The organism is Pseudomonas sp. S34, assembly GCF_009866745.1.
Taxonomy (GTDB): Bacteria; Pseudomonadota; Gammaproteobacteria; order Pseudomonadales; family Pseudomonadaceae; genus Aquipseudomonas; species Aquipseudomonas jessenii.
The window spans coordinates 2904672-2922026 of record NZ_CP019398.1 but is presented as its reverse complement, the minus strand read 5'-3'; the positions used below and the strand labels follow the sequence as shown (position 1 = coordinate 2922026).

The 17355-nt window shown below is 61.7% G+C and carries 13 protein-coding genes; 11 read left to right on the top strand and 2 right to left on the bottom strand.

Going from position 1 to position 17355, the window contains the following annotated elements; all coding sequences use genetic code 11:
• The first annotated feature begins 210 nt into the window (after window positions 1-210).
• From PspS34_RS13015 to PspS34_RS13005, 3 genes are all read left to right on the top strand, one after another.
• A complete protein-coding gene (locus PspS34_RS13015) occupies window positions 211-774 on the top strand; it encodes a TetR/AcrR family transcriptional regulator (protein WP_159389876.1) in 564 nt (187 codons plus the stop codon).
• A 55-nt stretch (window positions 775-829) separates the two neighbouring features.
• On the top strand, window positions 830-1306 hold the full coding sequence (locus PspS34_RS13010) for a nuclear transport factor 2 family protein (RefSeq protein ID WP_159389875.1): 477 nt from the start codon (window positions 830-832) through the stop codon (window positions 1304-1306).
• Between the two features lie 198 nt (window positions 1307-1504).
• On the top strand, window positions 1505-2284 hold the full coding sequence (locus PspS34_RS13005) for a TSUP family transporter (RefSeq protein ID WP_159389874.1): 780 nt from the start codon (window positions 1505-1507) through the stop codon (window positions 2282-2284).
• Here PspS34_RS13005 and nudC read toward each other — a convergent pair.
• Window positions 2252-3082 (bottom strand): NAD(+) diphosphatase, encoded by an 831-nt coding sequence (gene nudC / locus PspS34_RS13000; RefSeq protein WP_057714951.1) that lies wholly within the window; start codon window positions 3080-3082, stop codon window positions 2252-2254. The two genes, PspS34_RS13005 and nudC, sit on opposite strands and share 33 nt — an antisense overlap.
• A 6-nt stretch (window positions 3083-3088) precedes the next feature.
• Complete coding sequence (locus PspS34_RS12995; protein ID WP_057714952.1) at window positions 3089-3901, bottom strand: crotonase/enoyl-CoA hydratase family protein; 813 nt, start codon at window positions 3899-3901, stop codon at window positions 3089-3091.
• A 559-nt stretch (window positions 3902-4460) separates the two neighbouring features.
• Here PspS34_RS12995 and glgA point away from each other — a divergent pair.
• From glgA to PspS34_RS12955, 8 genes are all read left to right on the top strand, one after another.
• Window positions 4461-6044: a glycogen synthase GlgA gene (gene glgA / locus PspS34_RS12990; protein WP_154946377.1), complete on the top strand. Its 1584-nt coding sequence runs from the start codon at window positions 4461-4463 to the stop codon at window positions 6042-6044.
• Between the two features lie 12 nt (window positions 6045-6056).
• Window positions 6057-7853 (top strand): malto-oligosyltrehalose trehalohydrolase, encoded by a 1797-nt coding sequence (gene treZ / locus PspS34_RS12985; RefSeq protein ID WP_159389873.1) that lies wholly within the window; start codon window positions 6057-6059, stop codon window positions 7851-7853.
• A complete protein-coding gene (gene malQ / locus PspS34_RS12980) occupies window positions 7850-9928 on the top strand; it encodes a 4-alpha-glucanotransferase (RefSeq protein ID WP_159389872.1) in 2079 nt (692 codons plus the stop codon). Before treZ ends, malQ begins: the two co-directional genes overlap by 4 nt.
• Window positions 9925-12720 carry a malto-oligosyltrehalose synthase gene (locus PspS34_RS12975; protein ID WP_159389871.1) on the top strand — a complete coding sequence of 932 codons (2796 nt, stop codon included), beginning with the start codon at window positions 9925-9927 and terminating at the stop codon, window positions 12718-12720. The genes malQ and PspS34_RS12975 overlap by 4 nt, the downstream gene beginning before the upstream one ends.
• Before the next feature lie 21 nt (window positions 12721-12741).
• Entirely contained in the window at window positions 12742-13059 is a 318-nt protein-coding gene (locus PspS34_RS12970; protein ID WP_159389870.1) for a DUF2934 domain-containing protein, read from the top strand.
• 229 nt (window positions 13060-13288) lie between these two features.
• Window positions 13289-15451, top strand: a complete 2163-nt coding sequence (gene glgX, locus PspS34_RS12965; RefSeq protein WP_159389869.1) for a glycogen debranching protein GlgX — start codon at window positions 13289-13291, stop codon at window positions 15449-15451.
• A gap of 213 nt (window positions 15452-15664) precedes the next feature.
• Window positions 15665-16423 carry a PIG-L family deacetylase gene (locus PspS34_RS12960; RefSeq protein WP_150813236.1) on the top strand — a complete coding sequence of 253 codons (759 nt, stop codon included), beginning with the start codon at window positions 15665-15667 and terminating at the stop codon, window positions 16421-16423.
• Between the two features lie 114 nt (window positions 16424-16537).
• Window positions 16538-17302, top strand: a complete 765-nt coding sequence (locus tag PspS34_RS12955) for an endonuclease/exonuclease/phosphatase family protein (protein ID WP_150813237.1) — start codon at window positions 16538-16540, stop codon at window positions 17300-17302.
• Window positions 17303-17355: the final 53 nt, after the last annotated feature.

The following is a 17355-nucleotide window of genomic DNA, read 5'->3' as shown; positions in this document are numbered from 1 at the left end:
CGCAATGGGTCGAATCCGAAGAATCCAAGAGCTTACACCATCGATGGGTTCGGGTCTTGTTACTGTCTGTAATGCCCTCTTCGCGAGCAAGCTCGCTCCCACAGGGGAACGCATTTCAAATGTGGGAGCGGGCTTGCTCGCGAAGACCATTTGTCAAACGCCACAAAAAACCGATTGACCAAGGAGAACGATCGTTCTACTGTTTGCAGCATGAACGAAACCACTAGCAACGACACACGCGACATCATTCTGGATGTCACCGAAAAGTTGATCTACAAAAGTGGCATAGCCGCCACTGGCATGGATCTTCTGGTGAAAACCGCCGGCGTCTCCAGAAAAAGCATCTACCGCTACTTCGCCAACAAGGACGAACTGGTGGTGGCCGCCCTGCAACGCCGGGACCAGCGCTGGATGCACTGGTACAGAGGCGCAGTCGGCCAGGCACAAACCCCGGCCGAGCGACTGCTCAACCTGTTTACCGTACTCAAATCGTGGTTCGCCTCCGACGGTTTCCGCGGCTGCGCGTTCATCAACACCAGTGGCGAAACCGGCGACCCGCAAGACCCGGTGCGCCTGCTCGCCAAAGAGCATAAACAAAAGCTGCTCGACTACGTGTGCGAGCTGTGTACCGAACATGGCGCCGAGGATCCGCAGTTGCTGGCCAAACAGCTGCTGATCCTGATCGACGGTGCCATTACCGTGGCGCTTGTCATGGGTGATCACAGTGCCGCCGATAATGCGCAATGCATGGCGCGAAAGTTATTGGACCTGTAGCAACCTGATCAAGCTCGACTGTTGTTTTAACTTTAACTTGATACGGAGACTTTAAATGTCTAATGCCGAAGTTCGTCCGCCATTACCCCCTTTCACCCGTGAATCGGCTATTGAAAAAGTTCGCCTGGCCGAAGACGGCTGGAACTCCCGGGACCCGGAGCGTGTGTCCCTGGCCTATACCCTGGACACTAAGTGGCGCAATCGCGCCGAGTTCGCCTATAACCGCGAAGAAGCCAAAGGCTTCCTGACCCGCAAGTGGGCCAAGGAGCTTGATTATCGGTTGATCAAGGAGCTGTGGGCGTTCACCGATAACCGAATTGCCGTGCGTTATGCCTATGAATGGCATGACGACTCGGGCAACTGGTTCCGCTCCTACGGCAACGAAAACTGGGAGTTCAACGAGGACGGCCTGATGGCCCGCCGCTTCGCCTGCATCAACGACATGCCGATCAAGGAAAGCGAGCGCAAGTTCCACTGGCCGCTGGGCCGTCGCCCTGACGATCATCCGGGGCTATCGGATCTGAGCCTGTAAACACTGAGCAAAATGTGGGAGCGGCGGTGCGGCGATCCGACTTGCTCGCGAAAGTGGTGTGTCAGCCAACATTTATGCTGGATCTGACGGCCTCTTCGCGAGCAAGCCCGCTCCCACAATGGTTTTGTGGTGTGCAGGTGGTTAAGATGCTGCCCTTCCCCGCAGCCTCTTTCTGCACTCGCCGAATAAGCCGATCCCATGCCTTTCGAACTCAGCGTTGACCTCTCCACCCTGGCCATCCTGGCCTTAGTCGCTTTTGTTGCCGGTTTCATCGACGCCATCGCCGGTGGCGGTGGGCTGTTGACCACCCCGGCCTTGTTGACCGCCGGCCTGCCGCCGCATCTGGTGCTGGGCACCAACAAACTCAGCTCGACCTTCGGCTCGGCCATCGCCAGCTTCACCTTCTACCGCCGCAAGCTGTTCCACCCCGCGCAATGGATTCATGCCATCGTCGGCACCCTGGTCGGTGCGCTGACCGGTGCCGTGGTCGCGCATTACCTGCCGGCGGAATGGCTGAACAAGATGCTGCCGGTGATCGTCTTCGCTTGCGGTGTCTATCTATTGTTTGGCGGCACGCCAAAAGCGCCACTGGACAGCGAGGCACCGATCAAGAAAAAGTGGCAGTCGACCCAAGGCTTCAGCCTCGGCTTCTATGACGGTGTGGCGGGTCCCGGCACGGGCGCGTTCTGGACCGTGAGCAGCCTGCTGCTCTACCCCATCGATCTGGTGAAAGCCAGCGGTGTGGCACGCAGCATGAACTTCGTCAGCAACGCGGCGGCGCTGTCGATCTTCATCTTTTCCGGTCAGGTGGACTGGATCATCGGCCTGTGCATGGGCTTGTCGTTGATGGTCGGCGCCTTCTTCGGCGCCCGCACCGCCATCAGCGGCGGCGCGAAATTCATTCGTCCGGTGTTCATCACCGTGGTGCTGGGCCTGACCGTGCGCCTAGCCTGGCAGCACTGGTTCAGCGTGACCTAAGCGTCGCGCCACGTAGACGTCGATCAGGTAACGGGCAATCGAGCGTGACGCCGGCAACGGCGGCAGCTCGTGCACGTTGAACCACTGGGCGTCCTCGATCTCGTCTTCCTGACAGACGATCTCGCCACCGGCATATTCGGCGTGAAAGCCGAGCATCATCGAGTGCGGGAACGGCCAGCACTGGCTGCCCATGTACTGGATGTTCCTGACCTCGATGCTCACCTCTTCGCGAACTTCGCGAATCAGGCAGTCCTCGGCCGATTCGCCCGGCTCGGCAAACCCGGCCAGGGTGCTGTAGACACCGCTGACAAAACGCGGTGAGCGCGCCAACAGCACTTCATCGCCTCGGGTCACCAGTACGATCATGCTCGGCGAAATCCGTGGGTAGCTGCGCAGATCGCACGGCTGACAATACATCGCCCGTTCGCGTGGCACCTGGGTCATGGCCTGACCGCAGTTACCGCAATAGCGGTGTTCACGGGCCCAGGTGCCGATCTGTGCGGCGTAACCGAGCACCTTGTAGAGCGTGTGATCGCCCTCGAGCATGAACGCCCGCAGGCCTTTCCAGTTGCAACCCGACACTTCGCTGTGACTGCGCAACTCCAGCAGATAGACCGGCTCGCCATCGAGATGACCGATGCCATGCTCGGCAAGAATCGACAGGTCCTGGCGCTTGAGCCATTCGCGAGCGAACAGTGCGCCGTTGTCATCGAACAGAAAGCCTTCGGGGCTGCGCGCGATGGCCCAGCCGCCGGGTTGATCGGTGTCCAGTACTGCGGTGGTCCAGCGAGGAATCATGGTTAATCAATCCAGAAATTCGGGTTTCTGTTTGCTCATATGGGCGGCCATGGCCACGCGCAGATCGGTGGATTGCAGCATGGCGGCGTTCCAGGTGGCGATGTATTCGAGGCCGTCATCGATGCGATGGTCGCGCATGTAGCTGATCATTTCCTTGGTGCCGGTGACGGCGATCGGCGACTTGCTGGCGATTGCGTAGGCAATGCCCATGACGCCGTCGAGCAGGCTGGCGTTGTCGCTGTAGACGCGATTGACCAAGCCCATGCCTCGCGCTTCGTCGGCGCCGAAGGTGCGACCAGTGTAAGCCAGTTCGCGCAGCATGCCGTCACCGATGATCCGCGGCAAGCGTTGCAGCGTGCCAACGTCGGCGGCCATGCCGATGTCGATTTCCTTGATCGAAAACTGTGCGTCCTCGGCGGCATAACGCATGTCGCACGCGGCAATCAGGTCGATGGCGCCCCCCAGGCAGTAACCCTGAATGGCCGCAAGCACCGGTTTGCGGCAGTTATCGACTGCATTGAACGACGCTTGCAGGGTGAGGATCTTGCGCCGCAACAGGCGCGCATTGCGTCCGACGTCCTTGCCCAGCTCATTGGCCACGCCGGCCAGCATCATCAGGTCGATCCCCGAGGAGAAATGCTTGCCTGCCCCGCTGAGGACCACCACGCGCACTTCATCGGTGTCGTCGATCCACTGGAAGATCTCGACGATCTCGCTCCAGAACGCCGCGTTCATCGAGTTGATCTTCTCCGGGCGGTTGATCTGTACGTGGGCGATTTTATCGACCAGCTCGACGTTGAACGCGCTGTATTGAGACATGCCAATGATCCTTTTGCGGGCAAAAATGAGGCCCGAACTATAACAAGGCATCAAGGTGGGCAGTAAGGCAGCGGTTCGGCCAAATGCGGGACTCAAACCAGCGCACCAGAACAGTGCACTCCTGATAAATCACGTCGCACACTTGTGTGACTGCCCAGTGACTTTTTGAGGCCAAAACGCAAAAAAACCTGCACTTCGTCGGGGCGTTTGCACCTCTATCAGGCACGTTCGTACCGCTACAAACCGATTGTCGAACAATTTTGCCATCTGGCCTTTACCGCTCTAAGTTCTGGCCTAGACTCATTTTCTTGAGGCGAAACCGGTCGGTCACAAAGTGGAAAAATAGTCGAAACTTTTTCCAATCCCGATCGGTCCTCTGACAAGAAGGTGCGTTGCGACTGGTGCAATCCTTGCAATGGCTCATTCACCCCTTTTGCTTCGACGCATTGGGCAGCGCTTGCTCACTGATGCGTAGCGCGATTGCGCCCGGCCACAGCAATTGGCCATGAAACACCGTTTGCCAGACCTAAGAATTAGATCAACAACACGGGAGATTCATATGATCAGTACGGCTTTGGAAATACAGGGAGAGCGTGCTCATCAGGTCGGCGAATCGAGCGCCGTAACTGCCGCAAACACCCAACCCGTCGGCGTTCCTGGCACCAGGACGCTGACTCCGGCAGCCAACCAGAATCCGAACCGTAAAAAAGTGTTGTTCGTCACCTCGGAAATTGCCGACCTGGTGAAGACCGGTGGCCTGGGCGACGTTTCTGCAGCGCTGCCACGGGCCATGGCCCATCTGCACGATGTGCGGGTACTGATCCCGGGTTACCCGCAGGTGCTGAACAGCGAAAATCCGATCCATATCATTGGCGAGCTTGGCGGTCATGCTGCGCTGCCACCGTGCAAGATCGGGCGCATGGACATGCCCGACGGTCTGGTCATTTACGTACTGATTTGCCCCGAACTCTACGAGCGCGAAGGTTCGCCCTACGGCGCCAACAACGGCCGCGACTGGCCGGACAACCATATCCGTTTCGCCCGTCTGGGCCTGGCGGCGGCCGATATTGCCGCCAACCTCGCGCAGATCCATTGGTGCCCGGACCTGGTGCACGCCCACGACTGGCCGGCCGGCCTGGCCCCGGCCTACATGCACTGGCGTGGGCAGCGCACGCCGACGCTGTTCACCATTCACAACCTGGCCTATCAAGGCGTGACCAGCCTGGGCTCGTGCCCCGAACTGGGCATTCCCCATCACGCGCTGCAACAGGAAGGCATGGAGTTCTACGGCAAGATGTCGTTCCTCAAGGCCGGCATGGCCTATTCGAGCCACATCACCACCGTCAGCGCGACCTACGCCCAGGAAATCACCACCCCGGATTTCGGCTGCGGCCTGGACGGTTTCCTCGCCGCCAAGACCCAGCAAGGCCTGCTCAGCGGCATTCCCAACGGCATCGATGAAAGCTGGGATGCGGCGACCGATCCGCACCTGTTCTGCCCGTTCAGCATCGGCGACTGGGATGGCAAGGCCGTGAACGCCGCCCATGTCCGCGAGCTGTTCGGCCTGCAAGACTCCCAAGGGCCGCTGTTCGCCGTGGTTTCGCGCCTGGTCTACCAGAAAGGCCTGGACCTGACCGAAGCGGTCTCCGAATACATCGTCAAATCCGGCGGCCAGATCGCGATCATCGGCCGTGGCGAGCCGGAAGAGGAACAGTCGATGCGCGAACTGGCCCTGCGCTTCCCCGGGCAGATCGGCGTACGCATCGGCTTCAACGAAACCGACGCCCGGCGCATGTTCGCCGGCAGCGACTTCCTGCTGATGCCTTCGCGTTACGAGCCATGCGGCCTGAGCCAGATGTACGCCCAGCGCTTCGGTTCGTTGCCGGTGGCGCGCAACACCGGTGGCCTGGCCGACACCATCGAAAACGGCGTGACCGGTTTCCTGTTCGATGAGTCCACGGTGCAGAGCTACCAGGAAGCCCTGAGCCGCGCGTTCAAGGTGTTCGCCTTTCCCGACCTGCTGCACGCCATGCGCTGCCGGGCCATGGCGGCGCCGTTCAACTGGTGCAAGGCGGTCGAACCCTACGCCGAGCTCTACGAACAGCTTGTGGCTAAGGCATTGGGGAAATCGCACAAACAGTAAGAGGCTTTCAAGATGCCGTTACGGACCCTTGAGACCTGGCCCCACGGCGCAATCATGCTGGACGCAGAGCACACGCGATTCGCGTTGTGGGCGCCAGATGCGTTCTACGTCAGTGTCGAACTGGAAAATGGACAGTCCTTGCCGTTGCTGCCCCAGGCCGACGGCTGGTTCGTGAGCAACATCCGATGCGCGGCGGGCACGCGTTACCGCTACAGCATCGACGGCGAACTGGAAGTGCCCGACCCGGCCTCCCGCGCTCAGGCCGGCGATATCGACCGGCACAGTGTGGTGGTCGATCCGCTGGTCTATGCCTGGCAACACAGTGCCTGGCAGGGACGGCCATGGAACGAAGCGGTGATCTACGAACTGCATGTCGGTGCGCTCGGCGGCTTCAGTGCCGTCGAGCAGCATCTGGCGCGGCTGGTCGAACTGGGTGTCACCGCGATCGAACTGATGCCCGTCGCGCAGTTTCCCGGTGAGCGCAATTGGGGTTATGACGGCGTCCTGCCCTACGCGCCCCAGGCGTCATACGGCTCCCCCGAGCAGCTCAAGCACTTGATCGACACCGCCCACGGCCACGGCCTGGCGGTGATTCTCGACGTGGTCTACAACCACTTCGGCCCGGATGGCAATTACCTGCATCGTTATGCCAAGGGCTTTTTTCGCGAAGACAAACACACGCCGTGGGGCGCGGCCATCGACTTGCGCCGCCGCGAAGTACGGGACTTCTTCATCGAAAACGCCTTGATGTGGCTGCTGGAATACCGTTTCGACGGTTTGCGCCTGGACGCGGTGCATGCCATCGAAGACCCGGATTTCCTCCGGGAACTGGCACGACGGGTGCGCCAGCAGACGGGGCCGGCGCGGCATGTGTGGCTGATGGTGGAGAACGAACACAACCAGGCCAGCCTGCTCGAACAGGGTTACGACGCGCAGTGGAACGATGACGGCCACAACGCCCTGCATGTGTTGCTGACCGGGGAAACCGACGCCTATTACGCCGATTACGCGCAAAACCCCACCGAGCAACTGGCGCGCTGCCTGAGCCAGGGCTTCGTGTTCCAGGGCCATCTCAACCGCCATGGTGTGGCGCGGGGTGAACCCAGCGGGCATCTGCCGCCCAGTGCATTCATCCTGTTTTTGCAGAACCATGACCAGATCGGCAACCGGGCCTTCGGCGAGCGCCTGCATCAACTCGCCCACCCGCAAGCGCTGCGGGCCGCCACGGTGCTGCTGCTGTTATCGCCGATGATTCCGTTGCTGTTCATGGGCGACGAATTTGCGGTCGAGCAGCCCTTCCTGTTTTTCACCAGCCATCATGGTGAATTGGCCAAGCAGGTTCGCGACGGCCGGCGCAGCGAGTTCGCGGCGCTCAGCGCCTTTGCCGACCCGATCCTGCGCGAACACATTCCGGACCCGAATGATCCGCAGACGTTTGCAGCGTCCCGCCCGGTCCTGCCATCGACCGGCCATTGCGAGATGCACGACCTGTATTGCCGCCTGTTGCAGATCCGTCACCGGCACATCATCCCGCGCCTGCCGGGCGCCCAGGCACTGGGAACCGATGTGCTGGGCGAAGGCGCGGTCAGTGCATCCTGGCGCTTGGGCGATGGCAGCCAGCTGCGCATTGACCTGAACCTCAGCGCCAGGCCTGTAGTCCATACCTCACAGACCGATGCCATGCGCTTGTTCGAATACCCGCCACAGAACCCCGACCTGCCGGCTACAAACACTCTTGCCCCGTATTGCGCGCTCGTCAGCCTTGCCGCCGCAGTCCCCTTTGCTACCTCGTTTGGAGAGCGTCCATGAGTGATGCGCAACTGGAAATCCTGGCCAGCCGTGCCGGCCTCGCCGTCGACTGGATCGACGCCAACGGCCGCCCGCAAAAAGTCGCGCCATCCGTGTTGCGCAACGTGCTGGCCGGCCTGGGCCACCCGGCCGGCAGTGCCCAGGAAATCGACGCCAGCCTGCTGGAACTGCAAGAGGCGCAACAGACCCATCACTTGCCGCCATTGATCACCGCCGATGCGGGGATGGGCCTGGACCTGGCGCGTTTTTTCGAGCCCGGGACCCCTTGCGAAATCCACCTGGAGGACGGTTCGCGGCTCAACCTGAAACTGGACGCCAACGCGGTGCTGCCGGGGCTGGTACCGGTCGGCTATCAACAGATCAGTATGGACGGACAAAACTTCACTCTCGCCGTGGCCCCGGCCCGTTGCTACAGCGTGGCCGATGCCGTGGACAACCCGATCCCCCGAGCCTGGGGCCTGAGCGTGCAGTTGTATGGCCTGCGCCGCCCCGGCGACGGCGGGTTTGGTGACACCCAGGCGCTGGAGGACCTCGCCCGGGTAGCCGGCGAGCGTGGTGCCGAGGCGCTGGCGATCAGCCCGCTGCATGCGATGTTTTCCAGTGACACCCAACGCTACAGCCCGTATTCGCCGTCCAGCCGTTTGTTTCTCAACAGCCTTTACTGCGCCCCCGGCACCATTCTCGGCGAACGCGCGCTGCGTACCGCCATCGATGCAACCGGGCTGGCCATTGAACTCAAGGCGCTGGAAGAGCGTCCCCTGATTGACTGGCCGGCCGCCGCCGAAGCCAAGCATCGGCTGTTGCAGTCGCTGTACGAAGGTTTCGTCCAGGGTGAACACCCCTTGCACGAAGACTTCAGCAGCTTTCGTCACGCCGCTGGCGAAGCGCTGGAAAACCACTGCCGCTTCGAGGCCATCCAGGAGGCGCGCGCCGCCCGGGGTGAACACCTCGACTGGCGGCAGTGGCCCGAACCCTGGCGCAACCCGCGCAGCGCCGAACTGGCGGCATTCGCCGAAGAGAATGCCGGGCGCATCGGCTTCTTCGCCTTCTGCCAGTGGCTGATCACGCGCTGCCTGGAGCGCGCGCAAACCGCCGCCCGCGCCAGCGGCATGAGTATCGGCCTGATCGCCGACCTGGCCGTTGGCGCCGATGGCGGCGGCAGCCAGGCCTGGAGCCGTCAGGACGAACTGCTCGCGTCCCTCACCGTCGGCGCGCCACCGGATATTCTCAACCGCACCGGCCAGGGCTGGGGGATTTCCGCGTTCTCCCCTGAAGGCCTGGTGCGCAATGGTTTCCGTGCCTTCATCGAAATGTTGCGGGCCAACTTCGCCCACTGCGGCGGCTTGCGCATCGATCACGTCATGGGCTTGCAGCGTTTGTGGGTCATCCCCAACGGATCGCCGCCGGCCGACGGCGCTTACCTGTACTACCCGGTGGACGATCTGCTGCGTTTGCTGACCCTGGAATCCCATCGTCACCAGGCCATCGTCCTCGGCGAAGACCTCGGCACCGTGCCGGACGGCCTGCGGGAAAAACTCATCGCCCGTTCGATGCTGGGCATGCGGGTATTGCTGTTCGAACAGGACAACACGCACTTCAAGCCGATCCTCGACTGGCCGGACAACGCCCTGGCCACCACCAGCACCCATGACCTGCCGACCCTCAACGGCTGGTGGCATGGTCGCGATATCGACTGGAATGCCCGGCTCGGCATGGTCGATGCCAGCGGTGAAATCGAATGGCGCCAGCACCGCGAACGCGAGCGCGAAGGCCTGCGCCGAGCGTTGAGCCAGGACCCGCAGAACTTTCGCGAAGAGTCCCACGAAACCGACCAGGTGCTCGATGCCAGCGTGCGCTTCCTCGGTCATACCCGGGCACCTTTGGTGCTGCTGCCCCTGGAAGATGCCCTTGGCGTCGAACAGCAGGCCAACCTGCCCGGCACCACCGACACCCACCCCAACTGGTCGCGGCGTTTGCCCGGTTACAGCGAAGCCCTGCTCGATGGAGCGGATGCCGCACGACGCCTGGAACTGCTCGCCTGCGCGCGGCTCCAGGCGGCCGAGCGTGATCGATGACCCAGGTGCCGACCCGACCACTGCGCGCCACCTTGCGCCTGCAATTTCACAAAGGCTTTACGCTTGAAGATGCGGTGCCACTGGTGCCGTATTTCGCCCGCCTCGGCATCAGCCATGTCTACGCCTCCCCGCTGTTGCGCGCCCGCGCCGGGTCGATGCATGGCTACGACGTGGTGGATCCGACCAGGGTCAATCCGGAACTGGGCGGTGAGGCGGCGCTGAACTGCCTGGTCAGAGCCCTGCATGGGCACAACATGGGGTTGATCCTCGACGTTGTCTCCAACCACATGGCGGTCGGCGGCAACGATAATCCCTGGTGGCTGGATTTGCTGGAGTGGGGACGCCTGAGTCCTTACGGAGAGTTTTTCGATATCCAGTGGCACTCATCCGACCCGTTGATGGAAGGCCAGTTGCTCCTGCCGTTTCTGGGCAGCGACTACGGCGTCGCGTTGCAGGACGGCACCCTGCCCCTGCGATTCGATGCCTGGCACGGCACCTTCCATGTCGAGCACTACGAACACCGCTTTCCCATTTGCCCCAGCGATTACGGGGAGCTGCTCAGGACCGATGCACCGCTCGATACGCAACAGGCCGAACAACTTAAAAACCTGGCCGATCGCTTCAGCACCCTGAGCTACCAGACCGACGCCCACAGCCTGGCCCTGCCATTGAAAGCAGAACTTCGCGATCTGGTCAGCGATCCGGCCATTGCCCAAGCCATTGAGCAGCACCTGAACAACTACGTCTCACTGACCGGCGAAGGCTTCCAGCGCCTGCACAACCTGCTGGAACGCCAGAGCTATCGCCTTGCCAGCTGGCGCACCGCCGCCGATGACATCAACTGGCGGCGCTTCTTCGATATCAATGAGTTGGGCGGACTGCGCGTCGAGCGTCCCGCCGTGTTCGAAGCCACCCACGCGAAGATTTTCCAGCTGGTGGCACAAGGGCTGATCGACGGGCTGCGCATCGACCACATCGACGGCCTCGCCGACCCGCGGGGCTACTGCCGAAAATTGCGCCGCCGGGTCGACAGCCTGTCAGCGGGCCGCCACCTGCCCATCTATGTGGAAAAGATCCTCGGCGAAGGGGAAACCCTGCATCGCGACTGGTCGGTGGACGGCACCACCGGCTACGAATTCATGAACCAGTTGTCACTGTTGCAACAGGATCCACGGGGCGCGCAGACACTGGCCGAACTCTGGCACCGTCACAGCGAGCGGCCCGCCGACTTCTGCCAGGAAGCACAACTGGCCCGTCAGCAAATCCTCGGTGGTTCCCTGGCCGGGGATTTTGAAAGCGTCGCCCAGGCCCTGCTGCAAGTGGCCCGGGACAACCTCATGACCCGCGACCTGACCCTGGGCGCCATTCGCCGGGCCTTGCAGGCGCTGATCGTGCATTTCCCGGTGTACCGCACCTACATAGGCCCCCTTGGCCGTTCGGCCCGGGACGAGGCGTTTTTCCGCCAGGCCATGGACGGTGCCCGCGAAATCCTGGGCGAAGCGGACTGGCCGGTGCTCGACTGCCTGGCCGGCTGGCTCGGCGGTGAACCCTGGCGTTCGCGCCCGGCCGGGCGTGAACGCAAGCGTCTGAAGCACGCCTGCGTACGTTTCCAGCAACTGACCTCGCCGGCGGCGGCGAAATCGGTGGAAGACACCGCGCTCTATCGATCGGCCGTTCTGCTCTCGCGCAATGACGTTGGCTTCAACACCGAACAGTTCAGCGCACCGGCCGCCGACTTTCATCAGGCCTGCATCGAGCGCCTCGACACCTTCCCGGACAATCTGCTGGCCAGCGCCACCCACGACCACAAGCGCGGCGAAGATTCACGGGCGCGGCTGGCGGTACTGAGCGAGCGCAGCGCCTGGTACGCCGACCAGATCGGCCTGTGGCGCGCCCTCGCCCGGCCCTTGCGCAACGACGATCAAATGCCATCGTCGGGCGATGAAATGATTCTGTACCAGACGATTCTCGGCAGTTGGCCGCTGGAGTTGGGGATCGATCATCCGCCGTCCCTCGAGGACTACGCAAAACGTATCTGGCAGTGGCAACGCAAGGCCCTGCGTGAAGCCAAACTGCAAAGCAGCTGGAGCGCGCCCAATGACCCTTACGAGCAAGCGACAGAGGACTTCATCCAGCGCCTGTTGCTCAGCCCCGAAGGTGAGCTGTTGCGTACGGCCCTGGCCAAGGCTGCCCGTTCGATTGCCGCCCCCGGCGCACTCAATGGTTTGGCGCAAACCTTGCTGCGCATGACCGTGCCCGGCGTGCCGGATTTGTATCAGGGCAACGATTTCTGGGACTTCAGCCTGGTCGACCCGGACAACCGTCGTCCCGTGGATTACGCCAGCCGCCAGCAGGCGTTGCAGCAAGCGGTGGATCTGCCGGACTTGTTGCAGAACTGGCGTGACGGGCGCATCAAGCAAACCTTGATTGCGCGCACCCTGAGCCTGCGCGCCGAGCATGCCGAGCTATTTCGGCGTGGCACCTACCAGGCCCTGGAAGTGGTGGGCAGCGAGGCCCATCGAGTGCTGGGATTTATCCGTGAACGGGAGGGGAAACGCGCCATTGTGATTGTGCCGATACATTGTGCCGATCTGCTGGAAAACGGTGCCGAACCACAGGTCCACGCGCCGCGGTGGGGCGAAACCCGGGTCAGACTGCCCTTCGCCGTCCCTGACGAACATCTGCAGGGACTTTTTTCCGGCATCACAGTCACAAAACACAGGGAGCTGTTGATCAGCGCCGCGCTGGGGGATTTCCCGGTCAATCTCATTATTCAAACTACCCACACTTGAGTTCAGTTCAGGAGCATTGCGATGAGTACCGACGAAAAACGCATCCGCGAATTTGCCTATCAGATCTGGGAATCCGAAGGAAAACCCGAAGGCCAGGAAGCCCGCCACTGGGAGATGGCGTGCAAACTGGCGGACGCCGAAGCCCTGGCCCCGAAAAAACCGGCCAAGGCTGCCCCGAAAACCCCGGTCAGCAAAACGGCCAATGGCAAGGCTGGCGAAGCCAAGGTCGCCGCGCCAAAAACCAAGGCCAAACCGGCGGCGGCTTCGAAGGTAATCCCACCGGGGGAAAAGGCCGTCGCGAAAAAACCCCGGGCTGCGCGAAAACCGCCAGCGGTTTGAATATGTCTTGAGGCCCCTTCGCGGGCAAGTCGGACCGCCGCACCGCCGCTCCCACAGTGTTTGAAGGTGTGGCTGCAATCTGTGGCAACTCACAATACCTGTGGGAGCGGGCTTGCCCGCGAAGAGGCCATCACTTCCAGCATTGATGTTGCCTGACACACCGTTTTCGTCGGAGCGCCGCCCGGAGCAAGCTCGCTCCTACAGGTAACCCCCGTTTACAGGAGTACCTATGACCAGTCCGAAGAAAGCCGCCGCGCCAGCCCCTCGTGCCGAAACCACACGAATCCGCGAAGGCCTGCCCTTTCCGCTGGGTGCCACCTGGGATGGACTGGGAGTCAACTTCGCCCTGTTTTCCGCCCACGCCACCAAGGTTGAACTGTGCCTGTTCGACGACGCCGGCGAAGTGGAACTCGAACGCATCGAACTGCCCGAATACACCGACGAGATTTACCACGGCTACCTGCCCGACGCCCATCCGGGGTTGGTTTATGGCTATCGCGTCTACGGTCCGTACGACCCGGCCAACGGCCATCGCTTCAACCCCAACAAACTGCTGATCGACCCATACGCCAAACAACTGGTGGGCAAGTTGAAATGGTCCGAAGCGCTGTTCGGCTACACCATCGGCCACCCCGACGCCGACCTCAGCTTCGATGAGCGGGACAGTGCGCCCTTCGTGCCCAAATGCAAGGTCATCGACCCGGCGCACACCTGGGGCCACGATCATCGTGTCAGCGTGCCGTGGGACAGGACGATCATCTATGAAACCCATGTGCGCGGCTTCAGCATGCGCCACCCTGCCGTCCCCGAAAATCTGCGCGGCACCTTTGCCGGGTTGATGGTCGATGAAGTGGTCGAGCACATCCGCAAACTCGGTGTGTCGACCGTGGAGCTGCTGCCGATCCATGCGTTCGTCAACGACCAGCATTTGCTGCACAAGGGCATGACCAATTACTGGGGCTACAACAGCATTGCGTTCTTCGCCCCCGACCCGCGGTACCTGGCCAGTGGCAAGATTGCCGAATTCAAGGAAATGGTCGCGCACCTGCACGAAGCCAATCTGGAGGTGATCCTCGACGTGGTCTACAACCACACCGCCGAGGGCAACGAACAAGGCCCGACCCTGTCCATGCGCGGCATCGACAATGCGTCCTACTACCGCCTGATGCCCGAGGACAAACGCTTCTATATCAACGATTCCGGCACCGGCAATACCCTGGATCTGAGCCACCCGTGCGTGCTGCAAATGGTCACCGACTCCCTGCGCTACTGGGCCACGGAAATGCACGTGGACGGCTTTCGCTTTGACCTCGCAACCATCCTTGGGCGCTATCACGACGGTTTCGACGAGCGCCACAGTTTCCTGGTGGCCTGCCGCCAGGACCCGGTACTGCGCCAGGTCAAACTGATCGCCGAGTCATGGGACTGCGGCCCCGGCGGTTATCAGGTCGGCAATTTTCCGCCGGGCTGGGTCGAGTGGAACGACAAGTTCCGCGACACCGTGCGCGCCTTCTGGAAAGGCGACGACGGGCAACTGGCGGACTTTGCCAACCGCCTGACCGCTTCGGGCGAAATGTTCAACCAACGTGGCCGGCGGCCTTACTCATCGGTCAATTTCGTCACCGCCCACGACGGTTTCACCCTCAACGACCTGGTGTCCTACAACGACAAGCACAACGAAGCCAACGACGAAAACAATCAAGACGGCAGCAACAACAACCTGTCCTGGAACCACGGCGTCGAAGGCCCCACCGACGATCCCGAGATCAACGCGCTGCGCCATCGGCAGATGCGCAATTTCTTCGCCACCCTGCTGCTGGCCCAAGGCACGCCGATGCTGGTGGCCGGCGACGAGTTCGCCCGCACCCAGGACGGCAACAACAATGCGTACTGCCAGGACAGCGAGACCGGCTGGGTCAACTGGGACCTCAGCGACGACGGCAAGGCCCTGCTCAAGTTCGTCAAACGCCTGATCAAATTGCGCCTGACCTACCCGGTCCTGCGGCGCGGGCGTTTCCTGGTGGGCAATTACAACGAGGACATCGGCGTCAAGGACGTGACCTGGCTGGCACCGGACGGTACGGAAATGACCACCGAGCATTGGCACGATGCGCACAATCGATGCCTGGGCATGCTGCTCGATGGCCGCGCCCAGGAAACCGGCATTCGCCGCAAAGGCGTCGACGCGACATTAATGCTGGTGGTCAACGCACATCACGACATCGTCAATTTCCGGCTGCCTGAAGTGCCTGACGGCGGTTTCTGGACATGCATGATCGACACCAACCAACCGTCGATCCGCGGCCAGGAGCGCTTTGAGTTTGGCCACGAGTACTCGGTCACCGGCCGTTCGTTGCTGCTGTTCGAATTGCAGCATGAGGAAGAAGAGTAAAAGAGACGCCAGGTATTCATGGCCGTAACACCGCAGGGCGGAAATATCATTGCGGATAACTTCACGACGCGACGAATAGCGTTACATGAGCAATACTCGATTCGCGGCAATCCAGGGTTTGGCTTGTCGCGCCGCTATCCACCAGCCCTCACGGGTCTGCCGGGCTTGTCCCGTGCACGACTGAAGGCGACGCAGAACAAGGACGTATCCACCATGAAACCCGTTTCCCTGAGCGAAGTCAGCCTGCCCTCACAGATCTGGAACAGCGCCCCGCAACTGGACAGCATTCCGGTCATCAACACCCAATCCCTGGTACCCACCGGCGCACGCGCGGTGCTCATTGCCCCGCACCCCGGCGATGAAGTCGTGACCTGCGGCGGCCTGCTGCAATTGCTCAGTAACCTGGGCCACCCGCTGCAATTGATCTCGATCACCGACGGCAGCGCCAGCCATCCGGGGTCACAGCAGTGGTCGGAAAAACGCCTCAGCGTATTTCGTCCCCAGGAAAGCGTGGAAGCCATACGTCGACTCGGGTTGCCAATGCACAGCCTGAAGTGGATTCGTGGCGGGTTTACCGATAACGCGCTGGCGGAGCAGGAAGATCAGATCGCCCGATTCATCACGCGCTACCTGCGCCCAGGTGATGTGGTGTTCAGCACCTGGCGCCAGGACGGCAATGTCGACCACGACACGGTTGGCCGCGCGAGCGCCAGGGCGGCGGCCAATATCGGGGCCACCTACAACGACGTACCGTTCTGGGCCTGGCACTGGCCGGCACGGGACCGGGAGCTGATTCCCTGGCACCGTGCCCGCAAGGTGCGCCTCGATACCTGGACCGTCGCCCGCAAGAGTCACGCCACCCATGCCTACGCCAGCCAACTGGACGGCGAACCGGCCATCGGCCTCGCGCCGTTGCTGCCCCGGCCGCTGCTGGAGCGTATCCGTTTGCCTTATGAAATTGTGCTGGTTTGAAAACGCAGCCCATTGGACTGAACTGCCTGCTATCGCATCAGTCGCATACATAAGCAGCCCTGAGTCAGAGGAGTGCATGTGGCCAGTCATTCAAAACCGCAGGTAACCGAATCAATGCCATTGAACACGCCCCCGGCGATTCATCGGCTTCGCGTGCTGACGGTCAACACCCATAAGGGTTTTACCGCACTCAACCGGCGCTTCATCCTTCCTGAATTGCGTGAAGCGGTGCGCAGTACGTCGGCAGACCTGGTGTTCCTGCAAGAAGTCGTCGGTGAGCACGACCGCCACTCCTCCCGTTACAACGATTGGCCACAAACCTCGCAATATGAATTCCTCGCCGACAGCATGTGGAGCGACTTCGCCTATGGGCGCAATGCCGTCTATCCCGACGGTCACCATGGCAATGCCCTGCTGTCGAAATATCCGATCCGCGAGTATCGAAACCTGGATGTTTCCATTACCGGCCCGGAACGCCGTGGTTTGTTGCACTGCGTGCTGGACGTGCCGGGTCATCGCGAAGTGCATGCGATCTGCGTTCACCTCAGCCTGCTGGAAAGCCATCGTCAGCTGCAGTTGCAGTTGCTCTGTCAGCTCCTCGAGTCCCTGCCGGATGATGCGCCGGTGATCATTGCCGGCGACTTCAACGACTGGCAGATGCAGGGCAATGCCACCCTTGTCCGCCGCGATTACTTGCACGAAGCCTTCGAACGCCACCTGGGTCGTCCTGCCAAAACCTACCCCGCGCGGTTTCCCTTGCTGCGCCTGGACCGCGTCTACCTGCGCAACGCCAGCAGCCATGAGCCGCAAATACTGGGAAACAAGCCGTGGACGCACCTGTCTGACCATTTGCCGCTGGCGGTGGAAGTGCATCTCTGAATCACGGCCATTCATTGCCAGATGTCGGCGTCGATAGCACCGGCCCCTTCGCG